This is a genomic window from Kangsaoukella pontilimi, from assembly GCF_009830125.1.
Classification (GTDB): Bacteria; Pseudomonadota; Alphaproteobacteria; order Rhodobacterales; family Rhodobacteraceae; genus Kangsaoukella; species Kangsaoukella pontilimi.
Genome location: NZ_WUPT01000001.1, coordinates 433,746 through 455,820, shown reverse-complemented (window position 1 = coordinate 455,820; position 22,075 = coordinate 433,746). Strand labels below are relative to the sequence as shown.

Here is a 22,075-nt window from a genome sequence, read left to right as displayed (position 1 = left end):
GCTCAGCTCACTGGACGACCCGCTCAGACATGCGCCCGGGCCCCGGCAACCTGCCGGGTAATCTCGCCGATATGCCGGCCATCGGTTCCACAGCAGCCGCCCCATACGTTGATATGAGGAAATCGGCGGGCGAGCTCCGCCATCTGGCCGCCCAACTCTTCCGGGTCACCGTCTTCGAGATGACCAAGCTTGCAGAGGTCGAGCGTCTCCATCGCCACCGCATTCGGCATGAACCCTCCGAGGCGCCGGGTCCACGCCCCATCGTCGAGGCCCGGCGTGAACTCCGTGGGGTGCGTGCAGTTGATCATGTAGTAGGCAGGCGCATTCCCGGTCGCGGCGTCGACCTTTCCGATTGCCTCCTCCAGCGATTCGCCGCCCTTGAGCCGCCCGCCCCGCGCCACGAAGAACGAGATCACGACAGGCATCCCCGCAGCCTTGGCCGCGCGAGAAAGGCCGATCGCCTCTTCGACGCTCGAAAAGGTCGCAGCGGTGACAATGTCGGCGCCCGCTTTCTTGAAGGTCGCGATTTGCTCCGCGTGATACTCTTCGGCTTCGGCAGCGTCCGGGGTCCGCCCGACATTATAGGCATCGCCGCGCGGTCCGATTACGCCGCCCACAAGCATAGGCGTCTCGGGGCTCTCGTATTCGCGCGCGAAATCGCGATAAAACTCGATACCACGAATGTTGATCTCTTCCAGAGCCTCGCGGGAAAAGCCGATAAGCTCGCCCCAATCGCGGCTTGCCCGATAATGAAGACCCTCGTTGATCACTCCGAAGCCGTTTCCAACAGCAGCTTCGACCAGCTTCCGGTGATAGTCGGCGAGGCAATCGCGCCCGCGCGGGTCGTTCAGCAACTCGAAGGCGCAGAAATGCCTCAGCTCGAACCCGTCCACATATTGCAGCCAGGTCTCGAAACCGCCGCCGCAAGTCATGTGGCGCCCGTCGAGTTGCGGTAGTCGACCATTTCCCGTCATGATCCGTCCCCCTTGCTTCGGAGGAATACATATCATTTTTGAATGATCATGTCCTTCCGGACGCGCCAGAGGCTATTCCCGCTGGTCCACCGGCTCTTCGATATACCGTTGCAGGCTCAGGATCTGCAGCCAGAGGAAAAGGAACATCGCGATCGGGAATCCGAAGGTCTCGATCTTGACCCACGCATCCGTCGACATGGTCCGCCAGATGACCTCGTTCGCCACCGCGAGTGCCAAAAAAAGACCGGTCAGCCGCCGCGTCAGCTTCATCCAGCCCTCGTCCTGCATGGGCAGAAACTCCGCCATGACCCATGCGAGGTAGGAGCGCCCCTGCAAAAGCCCAATCCCCAGAATTCCAGCAAAGACAGCATAGACGATGGTGGTCTTCATCTTGAAGAACCGCTCGTCGTTCATCCAGACGGTCAGCCCCCCGAACACGACCACCATGACCGCCGTGAAAACCTGCATCCGGCTGAGCTTGCCCGTCAGCATCCAGAGCACAGCGATCGACACCAGCAGGATCGGAACGAAGATACCGGCGGCGACGATGAACCCGTCATATTCTGTCCCGCCGATCGCATAGGTCTCGTCGCGCATGTAAAGATAGGCGACAAAGAACAAGAGCGGCGGTCCCAGATCCAGTGTCTGCTTCAGCCAGCCGGGTATCGTCTTTTCACTCATCCATCATGCCTCATTATCGGCCCCCAAATATCCCGGGGGAGCGGCCACGGGCCGCGGGGGCAGAGCCCCCAAGACCACGCTCAGCCGCCCATTTCAACTATTACCGCCCCGAGCGCGATCAAGGCCATCAGCGACAGGCGCCGGGGCCCGACCTTTTCGCCTAGCATCAGCCAGCCGATAAGCGCCGCGAACACGACCGAGGTCTCGCGCAGCACCGCCGCCTCGCCCACCTTGTCGAGACGCGTGGCGAGCAGAATGCCACCGAAGCTGAAATAGGCGGTGACGGCTCCCTGAACGCCGAGGATCGCGTGCCGCTTCAGCGGGCGCGGCAGCCGCCCCCGGTGCCGGGCGAGGTAGATCGCCGGAAAGGCCAGACCGTCGAGAAAGAAGAACCACGCGAGGAAGGCAAATGGGTTCTCGAAGGCGCGGATCACATAGGCGTCCCATGTTGTATAGGCCGCGACGAACCCGCCGGTGATCACCGCCAGCCCAAGCGCCATCGGAAGCCGTGCCCTGTCCAGCGTCACGTGCTTCAGGTTATAGAGCGCCAGCCCCAGTATGCCCGCCACCAGAGCCGCCACCCCCAGCCACTGTACCGCTGAGAAGACCTCTCCGAAGAGAAGCCCCGCTCCGAAGACCGTAAAGACCGGTCCCGTCCCCCGCACCACCGGATAGACGACCGTATAGGCGCCCACGCTGTACGCCGCCGCCTGCATTGCCTTGTAGCCAAGGTGGATGACCCAGGCGATCGCCAGAAGCGGCCAGAGCGCGGGGTCGGGCGTGCCAAAGTAAAACAGAGCGAATGGTGCCGCCATCGCAGCATAGGTGGCGTCGATGACCGAACGCGCGGTCCAAGGGTCGGTGACACGCTTCTGCAACGCCCCGAAGAGCGCGTGGAGAAATGCCGCCTGTACGGCGAGGATCAGCGCCAGCGTTTCGCCGGATGGCGTACCCTCCAGCGACAGAATCCAGTCGCTCATCGCATCCCGGCCCGGTGGCGCGGGTGGCGCCTCACGCGTCGAGCCCCGTGAGCGCAGCGGCGAACTCGCGCGGATCGAAGGGCTGCAGATCGTCGATCTGCTCGCCCACACCGATCGCGTGGATCGGCAGGCCGAACCGGTCTGCCAGCGCAACCAGAACGCCCCCTTTGGCGGTGCCGTCGAGCTTCGTCATGACAAGACCCGAGACATCCGCGATTTTCTGGAAGGTCTCGACCTGGCTCAGCGCGTTCTGCCCCGTCGTGGCATCCAGCACCAGAAGCGTGTTCTGCGGCGCCTCCGGGTCGCGCTTGCGGATGACGCGCACGATCTTGGCAAGCTCCTCCATCAGGTCGGCGCGGTTCTGGAGCCGACCGGCGGTGTCGATCATCAACAGATCGGCCCCCTCGGCCTCGGCCTTCTGATGAGCCTCGAAGGCGAGCGAGGCCGGATCCGACCCCTCTGGCGCCGTCAGGACCGGCACGCCTGCGCGCTCGCCCCAGACCTGAAGTTGTTCGACCGCCGCCGCGCGGAACGTATCGCCCGCGGCGATCACCACGCTTTTGCCCGCGGCGCGGAACTGGCTCGCCAGCTTGCCGATGGTCGTGGTCTTGCCCGATCCATTGACGCCGACCACCAGCACGACCTGCGGCTTTTTCGGATAAAGCGGCATCGGCTTCGCGACAGGTTCCATGATCCGCGCGATCTCGGTCGCCATGATCTCTTTCAGTTCCTCGGTCGAAAAGCGCCGCCCGAACCGTCCCTCGGCCATGTTGGCTGTGACCCGCGCGGCGGTCTCGACGCCCATGTCGGCCGTGATCAGCAAGTCCTCGATGCGCTCAAGCATGTCGTCATCAAGTTCGCGCCGCACCACGCTCTTCGCTTCGCCACGTCCCAGAAGCCGCCCGAGAAAACCGGGGCGCGCGACAGGTGCAGTTGCCGGCGCCGCCGCCTCGATAACGCGCGCGATCTCAGGCTCAGGCTCAGGCTCAGGCTCAGGCTCAGGCTCAGGCTCAGGCTCAGGCTCAGGCTCAGGCTCAGGCTCAGGCTCAGGCTCAGGCTCAGGCTCAGGCTCAGGAAGGTGCAACTCCGTCACCGGGTCCTCGGCAAGCTCTTCCGGCCCACGTTCCGGCACTTCCGGCAACTCGGGGGGAAGCTCCAGCTCGGGTTGCTCCGCAGGGGTCTCTTCCGGAACCTCGGGCAGGTCCACGGGAAGCGGCTCGGCAGCCTCTTCGACGCCGCCGTCTTCCACGATCGCATCGAGACCCTCGTCGATCTTCGACGATGACTTGAAAAGCCGCTCTTTCAGTTTCGAGAAAAATGCCATTCCGCCTCCAGCGCCCTTGCTGATCACTTACGCATTTGCGCCCGAGGATGGAAGACCGGGCGCCGCGCGCGTGGCAGTTGGCGGGATACGAGTATTTTTGCCAAGAAGAAGGACAATTTGATTCAAATTTGCGCTTCTTCTGTTCCGAAATACTCCGGGGTGAGCCGCCGACAGGCGGCGAGTGGCAGAGCCCCTGCCCCGGCGGATCGTCAGATTTCGTTGGCGAAATGCTTCATCGTCAGCCGGATCGGGTTCGGCGCCGCCTGACCCAGACCGCAAATCGAGGCATCCGCCATCGCCTGACAAAGGTCTTCGAGGAGCGGCTGATCCCAGCGGTCGGCCTGCATCAGCTTGACCGCCTTCTCGCAGCCGACGCGGCAGGGCGTGCACTGACCGCAGCTTTCATCCTCGAAGAAGCGGAGCATGTTGAGCGCCGCGGCACGGGCGCTGTCGCTGTCTGACAGGACCACGACGGCAGCCGAGCCGATGAAGCTGCCATGGGGCTGCAACGTGTCGAAATCGAGCGGCACATCGTCCAAGGTTGCGGGCAGAAGGCCCGAGGACGGGCCTCCGGGCTGGTACGCCTTGAAGACATGTCCTGCAGCCATACCGCCCGCCGCCCCGATGATGTCGGTGATCGTCGATCCCGCAGGCAGCAGATAGACACCTGGCTCCGCCACACGACCCGAGACGGAATAGCTTCTGAGGCCCTTGCGCCCGTTCTTTTCCGTGCCGGACAACACCTCCGGTCCGTCGCGGCAGACCCGCGCAACCCAGTGGAGCGTTTCGACATTGTGGACCAGCGTGGGCCGGCCGAAGAGACCGACCTGAGCGACGAAGGGCGGGCGGTGCCGTGGCAGGCCGCGCTTGCCCTCGATCGACTCGATCATCGCGCTTTCCTCGCCGCAGATATACGCGCCCGCGCCCCGGCGCAGGTCGATATAGCCCGGCTCGACGAGACCCGCGGTCTCAAGTGCCGCGATCTCGCGGCGGAGGATCCCTAGAACGGCGGGGTATTCGTCGCGTATGTAGATGAATGCGCGCTCGGCCTCGACCGCCCAGGCGGCGATCAGCATCCCTTCAAGGAAAAGATGCGGCACGCGTTCCAGGTAGTATCGGTCCTTGAACGTGCCTGGCTCGCCCTCGTCCCCGTTGACCGCCAGGTATCGCGGACCGGGATTGGTGCGAACGAAGCCCCATTTCTTGCCCGACGGGAAGCCCGCGCCACCGAGGCCGCGAAGCCCGCTTGCCAGAACACGATCCTGCACCTCTTCCCAGTCGCCGCCATCACGCAGGTTGAGAAGTGTCTCGTAACCTCCTGACCGACGGTATGTTTCCAGGGATTCATAGTCCGGCATATGGGCGTGAGTATCACCCGCCGCGATCGCCGCGCGCACCTTTTCCGGTGTCGCGTGGTCGATATGGTTGTGGCCGAGTTCCAGCACGGGCGCGGTGTCACAGCGCCCCATGCAAGGCGCACGAAGGACCCGCACCTCGGCCGGGTCGAGTCCGTCTTCCAGCGCCTTCTTCAGCGCCGCGGCACCCGCCAGTTCGCAGGACAGCGAGTCGCAGACCCGGATCGTCAGGGCTGGTGGCGGGGCCTCGCCTTCCTTCACGACGTCGAAATGCGCGTAAAATGTCGCGACCTCATAGACCTCGGCCTGCGCAAGGCGCATTTCTTCGGCAAGCGCCCTCAGATGCGCCGCCGAAAGGCTGCCATGCGCGTCTTGGATCAGATGCAGATGCTCGATCAGAAGGTCGCGCCGGCGCGGGCGATCCCCAAGAAGAGCGCGGACCTCGGCCAGCGCGGCGTCGTCCAGTTGCCTGCCCTTCGGCGTCGCGCGGCCCTTGCCGCGCCCGTCGCGATATTTCGCCTTGTCGGTATCGAGCGCCATAGCCCTGTCTTCCTGATCCGGTTCCTCGCAGGACACTAGCCCCGCGCCGCGCACGTCACCACACCAAAACCGACGCGTGAGAGGCGGATTGCGGAGCGCTGGCATCCGCCGTGACCTCGTGCGACACTCGGTTCATGTTCAGGCTCTGCCTCACCCTGCTCGTTCTTGCCCTGCCCGCATGGGCCGCCGACCCTCCAATGAGTGCGGAGGCTTTCGAGCGCCACACCACCGGCAAGACACTGTCCTACGCCTCGCCCATGGGCCCGTTTGGCGCCGAGGACTACCTGCCGGACCGCCGCGTGCGCTGGTCCTATCTGGACGGAGAATGCCTTGATGGCCACTGGTATCCCGAGGGCGATCGGATCTGTTTCGTCTACGAGGGGCTGAGCGCGCCGCAGTGCTGGAGTTTCTACCTGCGGGGCGGTCGCCTGATGGCCATGTTCGAGAACGACCCGACCTCGACCACGCTCTACGAGACCGCCGAGATGAGCGAGCCGCTTCTCTGCCTTGGGCCGAAAATCGGCGTCTGATCGCGTCGCCCGCGTGGCGAGACCCGCCCGGAGCGCTAGAACAGGCTGCCCTGCTCGGGCGGCTTCGCCTTGCCCTTCGGACGCGCCGCGCCGCCCGCCTGTGCCTCGACACGACCATCCCGGAATTCGATCTCGATCCGCCCGGCCGCCCGCGCAGCCTCGGCGTCGGTGACGACCGCGTCGCCCGCTCGCACCACCGCGTATCCCCGCTGAAGCGTCTCCTTGTAGCCAAGGGTTTGCCGCATCCGGTCGAGCGCATCGAGCCGATCCGAGAGCTTGGCAAGGCGGGCGCGATACGTGGTCTCAAGTCGCGGCGAAATGCGTTCCAGATCAACGCGTTGCCGCGCCACCCTCTCGGCCAGCGGCGCGGGCCGCAAACGCCGCCCAAGCGCTTCCAGCCGTTCCGCGCCCTGACGAATTCCGCGCGTCAAACCGGGCGCAAGACGGGCCTCCCAGGTGGCAAGCCTGTCCCTGTCGGTCCTGATCCGGGCGCTCAGCACCGACGGGCGCAGCGCCCCTCCCATCCGGGCCAGATCCGCACCCCGCCGATCCACCAGCCGCAACAACGCTGTCGGCAATGCCGCCTCTGCCCGGTCCAGCCGCTGACGCGGCTCGGACAAAAGCGCCTCGGGGCGCGGCAGGATGCGCGACAGGTCCGTCAGCCTCTGCCGCCGGTCGGCAATGCCCCGTCCAAGCGCGCGGCTGAGGCGCGCCTCCTGCCCATCGACCCAGGCCAGCAGTTCCAGCCGCACGGGTACCGCCATCTCGGCGGCGGCGGTAGGCGTCGGCGCGCGGCGGTCCGAGACATAGTCGATCAGCGTCGTGTCCGTTTCGTGGCCGACGGCGGAAATCAGGGGAATACCGCTTTCGGCGGCGGCACGGGCGACGATCTCCTCGTTGAACCCCCAAAGGTCCTCGATCGAGCCACCGCCCCGCGCCACGATGATCACGTCGGGACGCGGAAGCGCACCGCCCGGCGTCAGTGCGTTGAAGCCCCGGATCGCATTCGCCACCTCGGGTGCGCAGTTCTGGCCCTGAACCGCCACGGGCCAGATCAATACCTTGCGGGGAAACCGGTCGCGCAGCCGGTGCAGGATATCGCGGATCACCGCTCCGGAAGGTGAGGTCACGACGCCGATGATCTCGGGCAGATACGGCAGAGGCTTTTTTCGCGCCGGGTCGAACAGACCTTCTGCCTCAAGCGCCTTCTTGCGCTTCTCCAGCATCGCCATCAGGGCGCCGACACCCGCGACGGTGACCTCTTCAACGTTCAGGTTGTACTTGGACTGCGCCCCGAAGGTGGTGAGCCGCCCGGTGACGACAACTTCCAGCCCCTCTTCCGGCATCACCGACAGGTTGGCGAGTTGCCCCTTCCACGTGGTGCAGGCCAGCACGTTCCGGTCATCTTTCACGTCGTAGTACAGATGCCCCGACCGCGCCCGGAACACGCGCCCCACCTCGCCCCGCACACGGACGCGGCCGAACTCGCCCTCGATCACGCGCTTCACCGCTCCCGAGATCTCGGACACAGTGTATTCATGGGCGTTCTGGCCGGGCGTCGGGTCGTCGATCAGGTCCATTCGCATTCGCTCCGGCGGCCGGGGACTGCTCTTCGCCTTGCCCTCGCCGCTCTTTCTTGGTGTATCCGTCTCAGGCTAACAGACGGGGCAGCGGACATGAATATCCTCATTCTGGGCGGCGGCGGGCGGGAACACGCGCTGGCCTGGGCAGTGATGCAGAACCCGAAATGCGACCGGCTGATCGTGGCGCCCGGAAATGCCGGGATTGCAGAGATTGCCGAATGCGCCAGCATCGACATCGAGGATGGCGGAACCGTCGCGACCTTTGCCGAAGAGAATGCCGTCGATTTCGTCATCATCGGCCCCGAAGCGCCACTCGCGACTGGCGTGGCCGACGATCTTCGCGCCGCAGGCATCCTGGTCTTCGGACCCTCAGCCGCGGCCGCCCGGCTCGAATCGTCCAAAAGCTTCACCAAGGAGGTCTGCGACGCCGCCGGCGCGCCCACCGCCGCCTGGGCGCGATTCACCGACGCCGCCAGCGCCCGCGCCCATGTGGCAAGGGAAGGCGCCCCCATCGTGGTCAAGGCCGACGGTCTCGCTGCCGGCAAGGGCGTCGTCGTCGCCATGACCGAGGCCGAGGCGACGGCCGCCATCGACGACATGTTCGGCGGCGCCTTCGGCGATGCGGGCGCCGAGGTGGTGCTGGAAGAGTTCATGGAGGGAGAAGAGGCCAGCTTCTTCGTCCTGTGCGACGGCGAGACGGCGCTGCCCATCGGCACGGCGCAGGATCACAAACGCGTCGGCGAAGGCGACACCGGCCCGAACACCGGCGGCATGGGTGCCTACTCGCCCGCACCGGTCCTGACGGACGAAGTCGCCGCAAAGGCGCTCGACCAGATCGTGCGCCCGACACTGGCCGAGATGGTCCGGCGCGGGATGCCCTATCAGGGCGTGCTTTATGCCGGCCTGATGATCCGGGACGACGCGCCGCGCCTCGTCGAATACAACGTCCGCTTCGGCGACCCGGAATGCCAGGTGCTGATGATGCGCCTGGGCGCCCAGGCGCTCGACCTGATGCTCGCCGCCGCCGAAGGCCGTCTGGCCGAGGCGCAGGTCAACTGGGCCGACGATCACGCCATGACGGTCGTGCTTGCCGCCAAAGGTTACCCCGGCGCCTATGAGAAGGGCAGCGTCATCAGCGGTCTCGACGACCTGCCGCAGGACAGCCGCAATCAGGTGTTCCACGCCGGCACGAGGGAAGCGGGCGGCAAGATCACCGCATCCGGCGGCCGGGTCCTCAACGTGACGGCACGCGGTACGACGCTGGCCGAGGCACGCGATCGTGCCTATGCTGCGGTCGACCGGATCGACTGGGCGCAAGGGTTCTGCCGGCGGGATATCGGCTGGCGTGCGCTCGACCGATGACGCGCCCGGCCTTCTTCTGTTCAAAAATACTCCGGGGAGGGCCGCGCGCCAGCGCGGACCGGGGCGGAGCCCCTTCGCGCGGCAGAGCCGCGCCCACCGCGACGCGTGGCACACGCGGCGCAATGCCCCTTGCCACGGGGACGGTCCGGAGAAAGACTTCGACATGACCGACCGCCTGCCCCTTCCCGTCCGAGACGCCGACGCGACGGCCACCATCACCGGCATTCTGAAGCAGCGTTTCGGAGACCGCGCCGAAACGGGCGATAGCCTCCGGCGCCAACACGCCCACACTACGACCTGGATTGGCAATCAGCCCCCGGACATCGTTGTCTGGCCCGAGACCACCGCAGAAGTCTCCGAAATCGTCGCCCTTGCCCATCACCACCGCGTGCCGGTCATCCCCTTCGGCACCGGCACCTCGCTTGAGGGGCAAGTGAATGCGCCTGCGGGGGGCATCTCCATCGATTTCGCCCGCATGAACAAGGTGCTGGCCGTCCACCCGGAGGATCTCGACTGCGTGGTGCAGCCCGGCATCACGCGTGTCGCGCTCAACACCTATCTCAGGGACACCGGTCTCTTCTTTCCCATCGACCCCGGTGCCGATGCCTCGATCGGCGGCATGGCGGCGACCCGCGCCAGCGGCACGAACGCGGTGCGCTACGGCACGATGAAGGACAATATCCTGTCGCTGGAAGCCGTGCTTGCCGATGGCAGCGTCATCCGAACCGGACAGCGCGCGAAAAAGTCCTCCGCCGGCTACGACCTCACCCGGCTCATGATCGGCGCCGAGGGCACGCTCGGTATCATCACCGAACTCACGCTCCGTCTTCACGGCATCCCCGAGGCGATCTCATCCGCCGTCTGTTCCTTTCCCACCGTCGAGGCCGCCTGCCAAGCGGTGATTATGACCGTGCAGATGGGCCTGCCCGTGGCCCGGATCGAGCTTCTGGACGAAGTGCAGGTCCGCGCGTGCAACGGGCATTCAGGGCTGACCCTCCCCGAGACACCGCTTCTCCTCTTGGAATTCCACGGGACGGATGCGGGCGTCCGCGAACAGGCCGAGACCTTCGGCAGCATCGCAGAGGAAACCGGTGGCACCGGCTTCGAATGGACAACCTCGCCCGAAGAGCGGACGAGGCTCTGGCAGGCGCGGCACGACGCCTATTGGGCGGCCCTCACTCTTCGTCCCGGCGCGAGCCCTTTCGTCACCGATACCTGCGTGCCGATCTCGCGACTGGCCGACTGCATGGCGGCCACGAGGGAAAAACTCACCGAGACCGGTTTCATCGCGCCTATTGTCGGCCATGTCGGCGACGGTAATTTCCACACGCTCCTTCTGGTCGACATGGAGAGTGTGGACGAAGTCGAGAAAGCCAAAGCCTTCGTCAGCTGGCTCAGCCGCCTCGCCATCGAGAATGACGGCACCTGCACCGGCGAACACGGGGTCGGACAAGGCAAGAAGCCCTATCTCGACGAGGAACTCGGCGGCGCGGTCGATGCCATGGTCGCGATCAAGGCCGCGCTCGACCCGCGGAACATCCTGAACCCCGGCAAGATCCTGTGACCTTCGGCTGGCCGATCTTCGTGATTTCCCTCTCCGATGCGACCGGGCGGCGAGCCTCGATCTCGTCGGCGCTTGCGGAGCGCGGGCTGGACTTCACCTTCATCGACGCAGTGGACGGCCGGCGCGGGCTCTCGCCCGATGCCGAGGCGATGATCGACCGCCCCGGCACGATCAGGGCCTCGGGGCGGCCGATGGCCGACACCGAATACGGCTGCGCGCTGAGCCATATGGGGGTCTACCGCCGGATCGTCGACGACGGCCTGCCCGGCGCGCTGGTGCTGGAAGACGACGCCATCCTGACCCCGCTTTTCGACGAATTCCTCGCAGCAGACGGGCATCTGGCCGGTGACCTCGTGCAGCTCGACCATCTGCACGGAGATATCTGGCGCGCGGAGCGGCCCCGCGCGCTGACCGATACGTTGCGACTGGCCCGCGCGGCGCGAAACGCCAGTCTGACAACCGGCTACACGATCAGCCGGAAAGGTGCGCGCTATTTCCTCGAGCATGGCCTGCCTCTGACCCGTCCCGCTGACTGGCCTGCGGACCCTGTACCGCTGGACGCGCTCCTCTGCGTGCCCCGCGCGGTCGATCACCCGCCCTTCGACGGCACGTCGAACATTGAAATCGCCCGCGCCAAGCTGAAGGCGGCCGAGCAGAACGGCCCGCGCGCCCTGAGGTTTCTCAAAGCGTCCTACTGGCGGCGCTGGTGGTTCAAGCGGCGGACGAAACGGGTGTCGTGACGACGGCTTTTCAGACCCTGTCCGAGCCCATCATATGAACGCCGAAATCGGAAAGAAGCTTCGCAGGCGCAGAGATACGGGGGTTGGAGAGCGCCCCCGGAACTGACGCCACATAACTGAAAACCGGCGCTCCCAGCATCGCTGAATAAAGCCCGATGGAACTGATGCCGACCAGAAAGGTCATTGTGTCATCAGACGAAGCGAGATGCTCAAGGCACGTGTTGGCAGGAAGAACGCGCAGCCCCACATCTCTCTTTTCCGACAGTATTTCCATCAACTCAGGATCTCCTGCCGCCTGAACGCGATGCGGTTTGATTGCAATCGAACAGCCCCCTCGAGTCCGCGTACAGCCTCGGCAATGGCCCGCAGACGATCAAGTCCGACATTTCCGATGATCTGGTCGGAGTGAGAGGATTCGAACCTCCGACCCCTGCCTCCCGAAGACAGTGCTCTACCAGGCTGAGCTACACTCCGACCGTGACGGGCGGATTACTTGGTGTCGGGAGCCTTTGCAAGGGCTTCGTAACCCGGAAGAACACGATCGGCCCGCGCGCGCAGCATCGCGCTGACACGGGGGGTTGTGCCGGTCTCGGGCCGGGACCGTGTCCGCAGGACAGGCGTATTGGCCGAGACGCCGGCGAGGCTTTCCCTCAGAACGACATAGACGCCGGCGAAGACGATGACCGCAACGCCGATCCATGTAGCGCCGTCGGGGAACTCGTCGAAGAAAAGCAGCCCGAAAATGGCCGCCCAGATGATCTGCGAATACTGCATCGGAGCCACCACGGCGGCATCGCCGGCCCTGTAGGCGAAAATCATGCAGGTGGCTCCGGCAAAGCCGAAGGCCGCGATGAGCGCCAGCGCGCCAAGGTGATGGATGGGCATCGGAACATAGACGAAGGGCAGGATCGCCCCCATGACAGCCACATTGGCCAGCATCGGGAACAGAACCATGACGGCAGTTCGCTCCTCGCCTCCGATCTTGCGGGCGATGACCGAAGACAGCGCCGACCCGCAGGCCGCCGTCAGCCCCGCGATATGGCCAAGCGTCACCGGCTCCGCACCCGGCCGAAGGACGATCATCACCCCCGTCAGACCCAGAACAACGGCAATCCAGCGGTGAAAGCCCACCTTCTCGCCCAGAATGGGGATCGACAGGACCGTGATCAGAAGAGGTGCGGCGAAGATGAACGCATAGACCTGCGCCAGCGGCAGAACGGAAAAGGCGTAAAAGGCGGAAACGCCGGTCAACAGCGCGGCGCAGGTTCGCAAGGCCACCCACCATGGATGCACCGGTCGGAGCGTCCCCGGTGTCCGGTCCGTGATCAGCATCAGCGTCGCCAGGGGAAAGCCCAGAAGTGCCGAGAAGAACAGGATCTGGAAAGGCGCATATATACCGCCAAGGGCCTTGATCAGCACGTCATGGGTCGAAAACACGGCGAATCCCGCCAGCGCGAACCCCACACCTTTGATATTCGAACTGGAAAGTGGCATCTCGAGGCTCGCTGTTCTTCTCCAACCGCATTGCGGGCTTTCCCGTCGGGGTCAAGTCCTTCCGGCCGTTTCGAACATCACACAAACGGCTGCTCCGAACCGGCGCGACGCTGGGGCTCCGCCCCGGCCCTCCGGGCCTCCCAGGAGTATTTCAGAACAGAAGAAGGACAATTTGATTCAAATTTTCGCTTCGCCTGTTCGTAAATATCCCGGGGTGAATTGGCCGAAGGCCAAGAGGGGCAGCGCCCCTCAGTTGGACTGCACCGGCCGCCCGAGATCCTTGGGCTCGATCGTGGCAACGAAGGCGGTAATCGCTTCGACATCCTCGAGAGTGATCTCCACCTTGGCGACATGCACCTGCCGGTTCGGATCGAAGGGTTCGGTCACGCCTTCCACCTGCGTGAAGGACGGGTGTGGATTGTGGACGTAGAAGGCGCGGAAGAGTTCCGACCAGTTGCCCCGCGCCCTGAGTGCCGCAAAAGAGGGCGAAGACCCGATTCCGCCCATCCGGTTCCGGCTGTCGACCACGTGGCAACGCCCGCAGTGGAGCAGCGCCAGATCGCTGCCTGCACGCGTATCGCCGTCGAAAACCTCTTCCTCTTGCACAACCTTGACCACAATTTCGGTGAAAAACATCTGCCGCCCCTCGGGTGCGAAACTCTCGACAGCCGCCTGTCCCGGCGCGGAGTTCAGCCAGCCGAGAAAGGTTTCACCGCGCGGATCGCTCCCGGCGTCCAGGAGATAATCGGCGCCCCCTGCGTCGCGGAAGACGAATGCTCCGTCCCCGCCGGACGAGAGGCGCATGTCGGCAGGTCCCTCTGCGACGGCCGTCACGCGGATACGGTGCTTGAATCCGAAGCGCGGGAGGATCTGCTTGTCGAAGCCAAGCGCGATCAGCGCCTCCGGCATCTCGAGCGTCAGGTCGGCCGATTGCGCAGACGCGGGCGCCGGCGCCAGAATAAGGGCCGCGAGAAACGCGATGATCGCCCCGAATGGGATCTTGAACCTCGTCATGCGCCCTGAGAGTATCCGCGCCGGTCGGCGCGTGGCAAGCGCCACAAGGGAGGAGACCAACATGAGCGACGACGCATTCAACATGAGCCTCAGGAAATTCCTGAAGACCGTTGGCGTGACATCTCAGCGCGAGATCGAGGACGCGGTCCGCGCCGTGGCCGAAGCGGGCGACCTGCCGGCGGGCGCGGTCCGGGCAAAGGTCGTACTCAGCATTGACGCGCTCGGCCTGACTCATGAGGTCACGGGCGATATCGACATGCCGGGAGACAGCTGACGTGGCCACCGAAGACGCCGTCCGGGCGGCACTCGCCCGCATCGTCGATCCATCAAGCGGCACGGATCTGATCTCGGCCGACCGGGTGCGGTCGCTCTCGGTCAAGGATGGCAGGGTTAGCTTCGTGATCGAGGTCGACGCCACGCGGGGCGGCGCCATGGAGCCAATCCGGCAGGCCGCCGAAGCCGCCGTCAAGGCACTGGACGGTATCGAGAGCGTGACCGCCGTCATGACGGCGCATTCCGCAGCGGGTCAGGCACCGAAAGCGCCAGCGGCCAAGGGGCCGATCCCCGATCTCGGGCTGAAGGACTTCACGCCGAAACCGAAGGAACCCGATAAACCGGCAAAACTGCCCGGCGTCTCGCACGTGGTCGCGATCTCCAGCGGCAAGGGCGGTGTGGGCAAGTCGACCGTGTCGTCCAACCTCGCAGTGGCACTCGCGGGGCGCGGGCTGCGCGTGGGGCTTCTGGACGCCGATGTCTACGGCCCGTCGCAACCGCGCATGCTTGGCATTTCCGGGCGGCCCTCGGCCGCGGGCAACACGATCCTGCCGCTTCGGAACCATGGCGTGACGGTCATGTCGCTTGGCCTTATGGTTGAGGAGGACGAGGCGCTGGTCTGGCGCGGGCCGATGCTGATGGGCGCGCTGCAGCAGATGCTGGCGCAAGTGCAGTGGGGCACGCTCGACGTGCTTCTGGTGGACCTGCCGCCCGGCACCGGTGACGTGCAGATGACGCTCTGCCAGAAGACCGACGTGGCCGGTGCGGTCGTCGTTTCGACCCCGCAAGACATCGCCCTGATCGACGCGCGGAAAGGAATCGACATGTTCCGCCGCATGGGCACGCCGATCCTCGGTCTGGTCGAGAACATGTCGTCCTTCGTCTGCGACGGTTGCGGGAAAGAGCACCACCCATTCGGCCACGGCGGCGCGCGTGCCGATGCCGAAAGACTGGGCGTGCCGTTTCTGGGAGAAATCCCGCTTCACCTCGGCATCCGTATGGCCAGCGACGGCGGCGCCCCCATCGTGGCGCAGAAACCCGATAGCGAAGAAGCCGCTCCTTTCTGGGCGCTGGCCGACCGCCTGATCGAAGCGGGTGTCGCGCGGTGACCGACCAGCCGGGGCAGATCGTCTTTCCGCCGCTACTGACCGGCATCGCCGTCGCGGGCGACCCGGTAGCGGCGGCGCGCGAGTCGGTCGCAATTGAGGTCGAACCGGGATCGGTCTTCTACGGCACCGACGCGACCCGTCTCGAGGCGGCGATCGTCCTCGCGCCGGAAGAAGCTCTGGCCGACGCCCTGCCCGTCGCTTTCGCGGTGGCACTCGGGCTGAATGATGCCATCGGTGCCCTCGCCCCGCCCGAGGTGGCGCTGCACCTGGTCTGGCCGGACCGCATCAGGATCAACGGCGCGCTTTGCGGGCGGATGCGTGCCTTTGCCTCGACCGGCGATCCCAAGGAAGAGCCAGACTGGCTGATCGTCGCGCTCGACGTACCGCTTCTGACCGCAAGCGGCGTCGAGCCGGGAGAGACCCCGGACGAGACCTGTCTCTACGAGGAAGGCTGCGGCGACATCACCTCGCATGACCTGACCGACGCCTGGGCACGGCATATGATGAACTGGCTGCACATCTTCCTGACCGAAGGCTTTGCGCCCCTCCACGAGGAATGGCGCGCCAAGGCACATGGGCTGGGCACGGAGGTCACCTATCCCGAGCACGGCACCTTCATCGGTCTGGACGAAAAGGGCGGGATGCTCCTGAAGCGGGAAAGCGGCGAAACCGCTCTCGTCCCTCTCACGCGGCTTCTCGCCGTCTGACCATGACGCCCGCGCTGATCTATGCCCTGGCCGCCATCGGCCCCATCCTGGTTCAGCTCGCCCTCGTCCTTGGCGCACCATGGGGCCACCTGACCATGGGCGGGCGCTGGCCCGGGACGCTGCCGCCACGCATCCGCCCTTTAGCCGGCCTGCAGGCGCTGCTGCTCATCGCGATGACGACCATCGTGCTGAACCAAGCCGGTGTGACGGATTTCGGCTGGCCCGCGTGGGCGATCTGGCCGGTGCTGGCGATCACACTTCTCAGCACGGTCGCAAACTTCGCCACGCCCTCGCGGATGGAGCGGCTGCTCTGGGGTCCGATGACGGTCCTGATGTCGCTGTCGCTCATCTGGATGCTCTTCCTCTGACTTGCGCGCGCCCCGAATGCCGGGAATAGTCGCTTCCATGAATTTCGCCCGCGTCATCCGTCTCGACGATACCGACGACAACGTCTTCGAACGCCCCGCCGAAGCCGGCGAATGGGCGATCCCCGGGTCGTTCGAGTTCTCGAACTGGGAAGAGGCCGACCTGACCGGCAAGGCACGACAGGCCTTCGCCCATGGCTGGCTGGGCCTTGAGAGTTTCGGGCGCGCCTCGGTGGTCGCCGTAGCCCCGATCACCGAGGCCGAGGAGCATGCGCTGACCGAACGTCTCGCCGCCTATTTCGTCGAAGCCTGGGGCGCGCCCCATATCGACGCCGCCCGCCCCGTCGCCGCCGAGGAAATACGCCACATGGCCGAGATGTGCTCGGAGCAGGCGCAGAACGCGCTCATGGTGATCGAGCGGGAATTGACCGATGCGGGCGTGAAGGAACGCTTCCGCATCATTCCGCCGCAAGGCGCCTCGCTCGAAGCCTTCGCCGTGCATGGCGACTGACCGGCGCGGGCGCGGGCGTGGCGACCTTCCGAAGGAGACAGCAATGAAGGTCGGTTTCATCGGTCTCGGCAATGTCGGCGCAAAGCTCGCGGGAAGTCTTCTGAGGAACGGCATCGACCTGACCGTCCATGATCTGGATGCGTCCGCCGTGGCTGGTTTTTCCGAGAAAGGCGCCGCCACCACGGTTAGCCCCGCCGCTCTGGCAGCAAGGGTCGATACCGTCATCACCTGCCTCCCCTCGCCCGCCGCCTGCCGGGCGGTGGTGACCGGGCCGGACGGGCTGATCGAAACACTCGGCCCCGGCAAGACCTGGATTGAGATGTCCACAACCGACGCCGCCGAGATGGCCAGCCTTGCCGAAACCGTTCGGGCGACCGGCGCGGATGTGGCCGAATGCCCCGTCTCCGGCGGCTGTCACCGGGCGGCGACCGGCAATATCTCGATCTTCGCCGGAACCGACCGCGCGACCTTCGAGCGTATCCTGCCCCTCCTGACAATACTGGGCCGGCGCGTCCTCCACACAGGCGGGATCGGCACCGCGTCCAAGCTCAAGGTGATGACCAACTACCTCGCCACCGCTAACCTGCTCAGCCTTTGCGAGGCGCTCGCCGTCATGGGGGCCGAGGGGCTGGACCTCGCCACCACCTACGAGGCGATCCGCATCTCGTCCGGGACCAGCTTTGTCCACGAGACCGAGAGCCAGCTCATCCTGAACGGCTCGCGAAAGATCGACTTCACCATGGACCTCGTCCTCAAGGATATCGGTCTGTTTCAGGCGCTGGCCGATGCCTCCGGCGTGCCGCTCGACCTTTCGCCCAAGCTGATCGAGATCTTCGAGGACGGCGCCCGCCGCTACGGTCCGCGCGCGCAGTCCGACGACATCGTGAGGCGGCTGGAAGACGCCACGGGCCTGTCGATCACCGCCCCCGGCTTTCCCGCCGAACTGGTCGATGACGAACCCGAAGAGCGCGGGGCCGAGGTCACGCCTGCCCGAGGCTAGGCCATGGCCCGCGTCATCCTCTTCAACAAGCCGATGGGCGTGCTGACGCAGTTCACGGATGCCAAATCCCCGACCGAGCGCCCCACCCTGTCCGGCTTCGGTCTGCCCCCCGGCGTTTACGCGGCAGGGCGGCTGGACCGCGACAGCGAAGGGCTTCTGATCCTGACCGATGACGGGCGGCTTCAGGCGCGTATCGCCAGCCCCCGCGCCCGGACAGAGAAGACCTACCTCGTCCAGGTAGAGGGCGATCCCAACGACGCCGACCTTGCGCTGCTCCGCAAGGGCGTCACGCTCAAGGACGGCCCGACCCGCCCGGCGCAGGTCCGGCTCATCGACCCTCCCGACCTCTGGGACCGCGACCCGCCCGTGCGCTTTCGCAAATCCGTCCCGGACCGCTGGCTCGAGATCACGATCACCGAAGGCCGGAACCGGCAGGTGCGCCGGATGACCGCCGCCATCGGCCTGCCGACGCTGCGCCTTGTCCGCTGGCGCGTCGGCATCTGGACGCTTGACGGTCTTCAGCCGGGGGCGTGGCGGGAGGCTTGAACGCGGGGCGACACATTGGGTGTCACCCATCCATCACCGCCCCGACCATACCCGGACCAATCTCCGGGCGCGTCTCCTCCAGGGCTCCGCCCATTCGCACCTCGAAAGGTCCACTGGACCTTTCGCCACCTTCGGCGGACCGGTGCTCATTCTTCTTGGTTCAAATACTCGCCCGCGCGGCAGCGCATAAAGGAAAGGGCCGCTGCGTCAGCAGCGGCCCCACCGCGACGGGCGCAGCCCGGCGCAATCCCTCGTTGACAAGCCTCAGTCGAGCTTGGGCAGAAGACTGTCCACCGACGCCTTCGCGTCGCCGTAGAACATCCGCGTATTGTCCTTGTAGAAGAGCGGGTTCTCGATACCGGAATACCCGGTCCCCTGACCGCGCTTCGAGACGAAGACCTGCTTTGCCTTCCAGACTTCCAGAACGGGCATCCCCGCGATGGGCGAATTCGGATCGTCCTGCGCCGCCGGGTTCACGATGTCGTTCGAGCCGATGACGATGACCACATCCGTGGACGGAAAGTCCTCGTTGATCTCGTCCATTTCCAGAACGATGTCGTAAGGCACCTTCGCCTCGGCCAGCAGCACGTTCATGTGCCCCGGCAGACGACCCGCAACGGGGTGGATCGCGAAACGTACTTCCTTGCCCGCCGCGCGCAGTTTCTTGGTCATCTCGCTGACCGCCTGCTGAGCCTGCGCCACGGCCATGCCGTAGCCCGGCACGATGATGATGCTGTCGGCCTCGTTCAGCGCACTCGCCACGCCGTCGGCGTCGATGGCAATCTGCTCGCCCTCGACCGCCGCCTGAGGACCGCTCGAGCCGCCAAAGCCGCCCAGGATCACGCTGACGAAGGACCGGTTCATGGCCTTGCACATGATGTAGGACAGGATCGCACCCGACGAGCCCACCAGCGCGCCCACAACGATCAGGAGGTCGTTGCCCAGCGAGAAGCCGATGGCCGCCGCCGCCCAGCCCGAATAGCTGTTCAGCATCGAGACGACGACGGGCATGTCCGCGCCGCCGATACCCATGATCAGGTGATAGCCGATGAAGAGCGCAAGGATCGCCAGCAGGATCAGCGTCCAGCTGCCCGCACCCGACAGGTACATCACGAGGAACAGGACGGACAGCGCCGCCGCGGCCGCGTTCAGGATGTGACCGCCGGGCAGCTTCTTGGCGGCCGTGTCGATCTTGAAGGGCAACAGGCTCGAATTGCCCGAGAGCTTGCCATAGGCCACGACCGAGCCGGTGAAGGTCACCGCACCGATCCAGATGCCAAGGGCCAGTTCGACCCGCAGGATCGAGATTTCGACGCTCGATTTCTTGGCGACAAGCTGACCGAAGGACGACAGCCCGTCATGCACCTCTTTCGGCAGACCGATGGCGGTATAGCCGTCGGGTCCGACCGCGCCCAGCACCTGACCGTTCTGCGCGTAGATGTCCGAGATGAAGTTGATCATGATGTCGGCGTTGAAACCGACAAAGACCGCCGCCAGACCGACGAGCGAGTGCATGATGGCGACAAGCTCGGGCATCTGGGTCATCTCGACCCGAGTGGCAAGCTGGTAGCCGACCACGCCACCGGCGGCGATCAGAATGATGGACAGCCACCAGAGCCCGGCGCCCGGACCGATGAGCGTCGCCAGAACGGCGATCGCCATGCCGACGATCCCGTACCAGACGGCGCGTTTCGCGCTTTCCTGGCCCGAAAGACCGCCAAGGGAGAGGATGAAGAGAACCGCAGCGACAACGTAGGCGGCGGTGGTGAAACCGAATTCCATGTCTCAGCCCCCCTAAATCAAGATTTCTGGAACATGGCGAGCATCCGCCGTGTCACAAGGAAGCCGCCGAAGATGTTCACGCCGGCCATGAGGACCGCGAGCAGCGACAGGATGACGATCAGCACCGAGGACGAGCCGATCTGGATGAGCGCGCCGAGGATGATGATCGAGGAAATCGCGTTCGTGACGGCCATCAGCGGCGTGTGCAGCGAATGCGAGACGTTCCAGATCACCTGGAAGCCCACGAAAACGGCCAGAACGAAGACGATGAAGTGCTGCATGAAGCTCGCCGGTGCGACAAGGCCCACGGCCAGAAGCAGCGCCCCGCCAAGGGCCAGAAGGCCCACCTGGGTCTGGGTCTGCTTCTTGAACGCGGCCACCTCGGCGGCGCGTTTCTCTTCCGGCGTAAGCTCTTTCGGCTTTTCCTTCTTGGGCTGGGCCGCGATGGCCTGCGTCTTTGGCGGTGGGGGAGGCCACGTGATTTCGCCCGCATGGGTCACCGTCGCGCCCCGGATGACATCGTCTTCCATATTGTGGACGACCTGACCGTCCTTCTCAGGCGTCAGGTCGGTCATCATGTGACGGATGTTGGTGGAGTAGAGAAGCGACGACTGCGTCGCCATCCGGCTCGGGAAATCGGTATAGCCGACGATGGTGACGCCGTTGTCGGTGACGATCTTCTCGTCCTTGACGGTCAGTTCGCAGTTGCCGCCACGCTCGGCGGCAAGGTCGACGATGACCGAGCCGGGCTTCATCATCTCGACCATGTCCTTGGTCCAGAGCACCGGCGCATCCCGGTTCGGGATAAGGGCGGTCGTGATGACGATGTCCATGTCGGGCGCAAGCTCGCGGAACTTCGCAAGTTGGGCTTCACGGAATTCCGGGCTCGACGGGGCGGCGTAGCCACCCGTGGCGGCGCCGTCCTGACTGGCTTCCTCGAATTCCAGATAGACGAACTCGGCGCCCATCGACTCGATCTGTTCGGCCACTTCGGGGCGTACGTCGAAGGCGAGCGTGATCGCGCCCAGAGAGGTCGACGTGCCGATGGCGGCCAGACCGGCAACACCGGCGCCGACGATCAGTACCTTGGCCGGCGGCACCTTGCCCGCGGCAGTCACCTGACCGGTGAAGAAGCGGCCGAAGTTGTTGCCCGCTTCGATCACAGCGCGGTAGCCCGCGATATTCGCCATGGACGACAGCGCGTCCATCTTCTGCGCGCGGCTGATGCGGGGCACCATGTCCATGGCGATGACGTTGGCCTTCTGGTCCTTTGCGGTGTTCAGAAGCGCCTCGTTCGACGCAGGCCAGAAGAACGAGATAAGCGTCTGCCCCTCGCGGAGCGTCTTGGTCTCGTCCTCTGTGGGCGGCTGCACCTTGGCGACGACATCCGCCTCGGACCAGAGCCGCGCGGTATCGACAACCTCGACGCCCGCTGCGGCATAGGCGCTGTCGTCGAAACCCGCCGCTGCACCCGCACCTGCCTCGATCAGGCAGTCATATCCGAGTTTCTGAAGTTCCTTCGCGCTCGCCGGCGTCATCGCCACGCGCGCTTCCCCTGCCGCAAGTTCCTTGGGCGTTCCGATCTTCATGGGCATCCCCCGTGCTCTGTCCGGTCTTCGACCGTCTTGTTCGGGGGGCTAT

At 65.4% G+C, this 22,075-nt stretch carries 22 protein-coding genes and 1 tRNA gene; 11 read left to right on the top strand and 12 right to left on the bottom strand.

Features of this window, described 5'->3' with window-relative positions:
- Positions 1-23: 23 nt before the first annotated feature.
- From GQ651_RS02360 to GQ651_RS02340, 5 genes are all read right to left on the bottom strand, one after another.
- Complete coding sequence (locus GQ651_RS02360) at positions 24-974, bottom strand: homocysteine S-methyltransferase family protein (protein WP_160762608.1); 951 nt, start codon at positions 972-974, stop codon at positions 24-26.
- 72 nt (positions 975-1,046) lie between these two features.
- Positions 1,047-1,655: an inner membrane-spanning protein YciB gene (locus GQ651_RS02355; RefSeq protein ID WP_160762607.1), complete on the bottom strand. Its 609-nt coding sequence runs from the start codon at positions 1,653-1,655 to the stop codon at positions 1,047-1,049.
- Between the two features lie 80 nt (positions 1,656-1,735).
- Entirely contained in the window at positions 1,736-2,635 is a 900-nt protein-coding gene (locus GQ651_RS02350) for an EamA family transporter (RefSeq protein WP_160762606.1), read from the bottom strand.
- Positions 2,636-2,666: 31 nt separating this feature from the next.
- On the bottom strand, positions 2,667-3,959 hold the full coding sequence (gene ftsY / locus GQ651_RS02345; RefSeq protein WP_160762605.1) for a signal recognition particle-docking protein FtsY: 1,293 nt from the start codon (positions 3,957-3,959) through the stop codon (positions 2,667-2,669).
- A 209-nt stretch (positions 3,960-4,168) separates the two neighbouring features.
- Complete coding sequence (locus GQ651_RS02340; RefSeq protein ID WP_160762604.1) at positions 4,169-5,854, bottom strand: NAD(P)H-dependent oxidoreductase subunit E; 1,686 nt, start codon at positions 5,852-5,854, stop codon at positions 4,169-4,171.
- Between the two features lie 134 nt (positions 5,855-5,988).
- Here GQ651_RS02340 and GQ651_RS02335 point away from each other — a divergent pair, with 134 nt between their 5' ends.
- The gene (locus tag GQ651_RS02335) at positions 5,989-6,384 is read left to right on the top strand and encodes a hypothetical protein (protein WP_160762603.1); all 396 of its coding nucleotides are present in this window, start codon (positions 5,989-5,991) and stop codon (positions 6,382-6,384) included.
- Between the two features lie 35 nt (positions 6,385-6,419).
- On the opposite strand, the gene xseA is transcribed toward GQ651_RS02335, so the two are convergent.
- Positions 6,420-7,964: an exodeoxyribonuclease VII large subunit gene (gene xseA / locus GQ651_RS02330; protein ID WP_160762602.1), complete on the bottom strand. Its 1,545-nt coding sequence runs from the start codon at positions 7,962-7,964 to the stop codon at positions 6,420-6,422.
- Between the two features lie 96 nt (positions 7,965-8,060).
- Here xseA and purD point away from each other — a divergent pair, with 96 nt between their 5' ends.
- The 3 genes from purD (at position 8,061) to GQ651_RS02315 (ending at position 11,633) form a co-directional block, all read left to right on the top strand.
- The gene (purD, locus tag GQ651_RS02325; RefSeq protein WP_160762601.1) at positions 8,061-9,329 is read left to right on the top strand and encodes a phosphoribosylamine--glycine ligase; all 1,269 of its coding nucleotides are present in this window, start codon (positions 8,061-8,063) and stop codon (positions 9,327-9,329) included.
- A gap of 163 nt (positions 9,330-9,492) precedes the next feature.
- Positions 9,493-10,893: an FAD-binding oxidoreductase gene (locus GQ651_RS02320; protein WP_160762600.1), complete on the top strand. Its 1,401-nt coding sequence runs from the start codon at positions 9,493-9,495 to the stop codon at positions 10,891-10,893.
- Complete coding sequence (locus tag GQ651_RS02315) at positions 10,890-11,633, top strand: glycosyltransferase family 25 protein (RefSeq protein ID WP_160762599.1); 744 nt, start codon at positions 10,890-10,892, stop codon at positions 11,631-11,633. Before GQ651_RS02320 ends, GQ651_RS02315 begins: the two co-directional genes overlap by 4 nt.
- A 10-nt stretch (positions 11,634-11,643) precedes the next feature.
- Here GQ651_RS02315 and GQ651_RS02310 read toward each other — a convergent pair whose 3' ends face one another.
- The 4 genes from GQ651_RS02310 to GQ651_RS02295 all read right to left on the bottom strand — a co-directional run bounded on the left by GQ651_RS02310 (position 11,644) and on the right by GQ651_RS02295 (position 14,141).
- Entirely contained in the window at positions 11,644-11,910 is a 267-nt protein-coding gene (locus GQ651_RS02310; RefSeq protein ID WP_160762598.1) for a hypothetical protein, read from the bottom strand.
- 120 nt (positions 11,911-12,030) lie between these two features.
- Positions 12,031-12,107, bottom strand: a tRNA-Pro gene (locus GQ651_RS02305).
- A gap of 15 nt (positions 12,108-12,122) precedes the next feature.
- A complete protein-coding gene (locus GQ651_RS02300) occupies positions 12,123-13,127 on the bottom strand; it encodes a DMT family transporter (RefSeq protein WP_160762597.1) in 1,005 nt (334 codons plus the stop codon).
- Between the two features lie 249 nt (positions 13,128-13,376).
- Positions 13,377-14,141, bottom strand: a complete 765-nt coding sequence (locus tag GQ651_RS02295) for a cytochrome c family protein (RefSeq protein WP_160762596.1) — start codon at positions 14,139-14,141, stop codon at positions 13,377-13,379.
- A 61-nt stretch (positions 14,142-14,202) separates the two neighbouring features.
- On the opposite strand from GQ651_RS02295, the gene GQ651_RS02290 reads away from it, so the two are divergent.
- From GQ651_RS02290 to GQ651_RS02260, 7 genes are read left to right on the top strand one after another with little or no spacing between them, the layout of a single operon-like run.
- Positions 14,203-14,415: a DUF6494 family protein gene (locus GQ651_RS02290; protein ID WP_160762595.1), complete on the top strand. Its 213-nt coding sequence runs from the start codon at positions 14,203-14,205 to the stop codon at positions 14,413-14,415.
- Complete coding sequence (locus GQ651_RS02285) at positions 14,375-15,523, top strand: Mrp/NBP35 family ATP-binding protein (RefSeq protein ID WP_160762594.1); 1,149 nt, start codon at positions 14,375-14,377, stop codon at positions 15,521-15,523. The genes GQ651_RS02290 and GQ651_RS02285 overlap by 41 nt, the downstream gene beginning before the upstream one ends.
- Positions 15,520-16,230, top strand: coding sequence for a biotin/lipoate--protein ligase family protein (locus tag GQ651_RS02280; RefSeq protein WP_319637291.1), 711 nt, complete (start codon positions 15,520-15,522; stop codon positions 16,228-16,230). Before GQ651_RS02285 ends, GQ651_RS02280 begins: the two co-directional genes overlap by 4 nt.
- 2 nt (positions 16,231-16,232) lie before the next feature.
- Positions 16,233-16,598, top strand: coding sequence for a hypothetical protein (locus tag GQ651_RS02275; protein WP_160762593.1), 366 nt, complete (start codon positions 16,233-16,235; stop codon positions 16,596-16,598).
- Positions 16,599-16,635: 37 nt separating this feature from the next.
- Positions 16,636-17,106, top strand: a complete 471-nt coding sequence (locus GQ651_RS02270) for a DUF6505 family protein (RefSeq protein WP_160762592.1) — start codon at positions 16,636-16,638, stop codon at positions 17,104-17,106.
- 43 nt (positions 17,107-17,149) lie between these two features.
- A complete protein-coding gene (locus GQ651_RS02265; RefSeq protein WP_160762591.1) occupies positions 17,150-18,106 on the top strand; it encodes an NAD(P)-dependent oxidoreductase in 957 nt (318 codons plus the stop codon).
- 3 nt (positions 18,107-18,109) lie between these two features.
- The gene (locus GQ651_RS02260; RefSeq protein ID WP_160762590.1) at positions 18,110-18,652 is read left to right on the top strand and encodes a pseudouridine synthase; all 543 of its coding nucleotides are present in this window, start codon (positions 18,110-18,112) and stop codon (positions 18,650-18,652) included.
- A 264-nt stretch (positions 18,653-18,916) separates the two neighbouring features.
- Here the strand turns inward: GQ651_RS02260 and GQ651_RS02255 are convergent, their stop codons facing one another.
- Together GQ651_RS02255 and GQ651_RS02250 are read right to left on the bottom strand one after the other, a co-directional pair.
- Positions 18,917-20,434: an NAD(P)(+) transhydrogenase (Re/Si-specific) subunit beta gene (locus tag GQ651_RS02255; RefSeq protein WP_160762589.1), complete on the bottom strand. Its 1,518-nt coding sequence runs from the start codon at positions 20,432-20,434 to the stop codon at positions 18,917-18,919.
- Between the two features lie 17 nt (positions 20,435-20,451).
- A complete protein-coding gene (locus GQ651_RS02250; protein WP_160762588.1) occupies positions 20,452-22,023 on the bottom strand; it encodes a Re/Si-specific NAD(P)(+) transhydrogenase subunit alpha in 1,572 nt (523 codons plus the stop codon).
- Between the last annotated feature and the right edge of the window lie 52 nt (positions 22,024-22,075).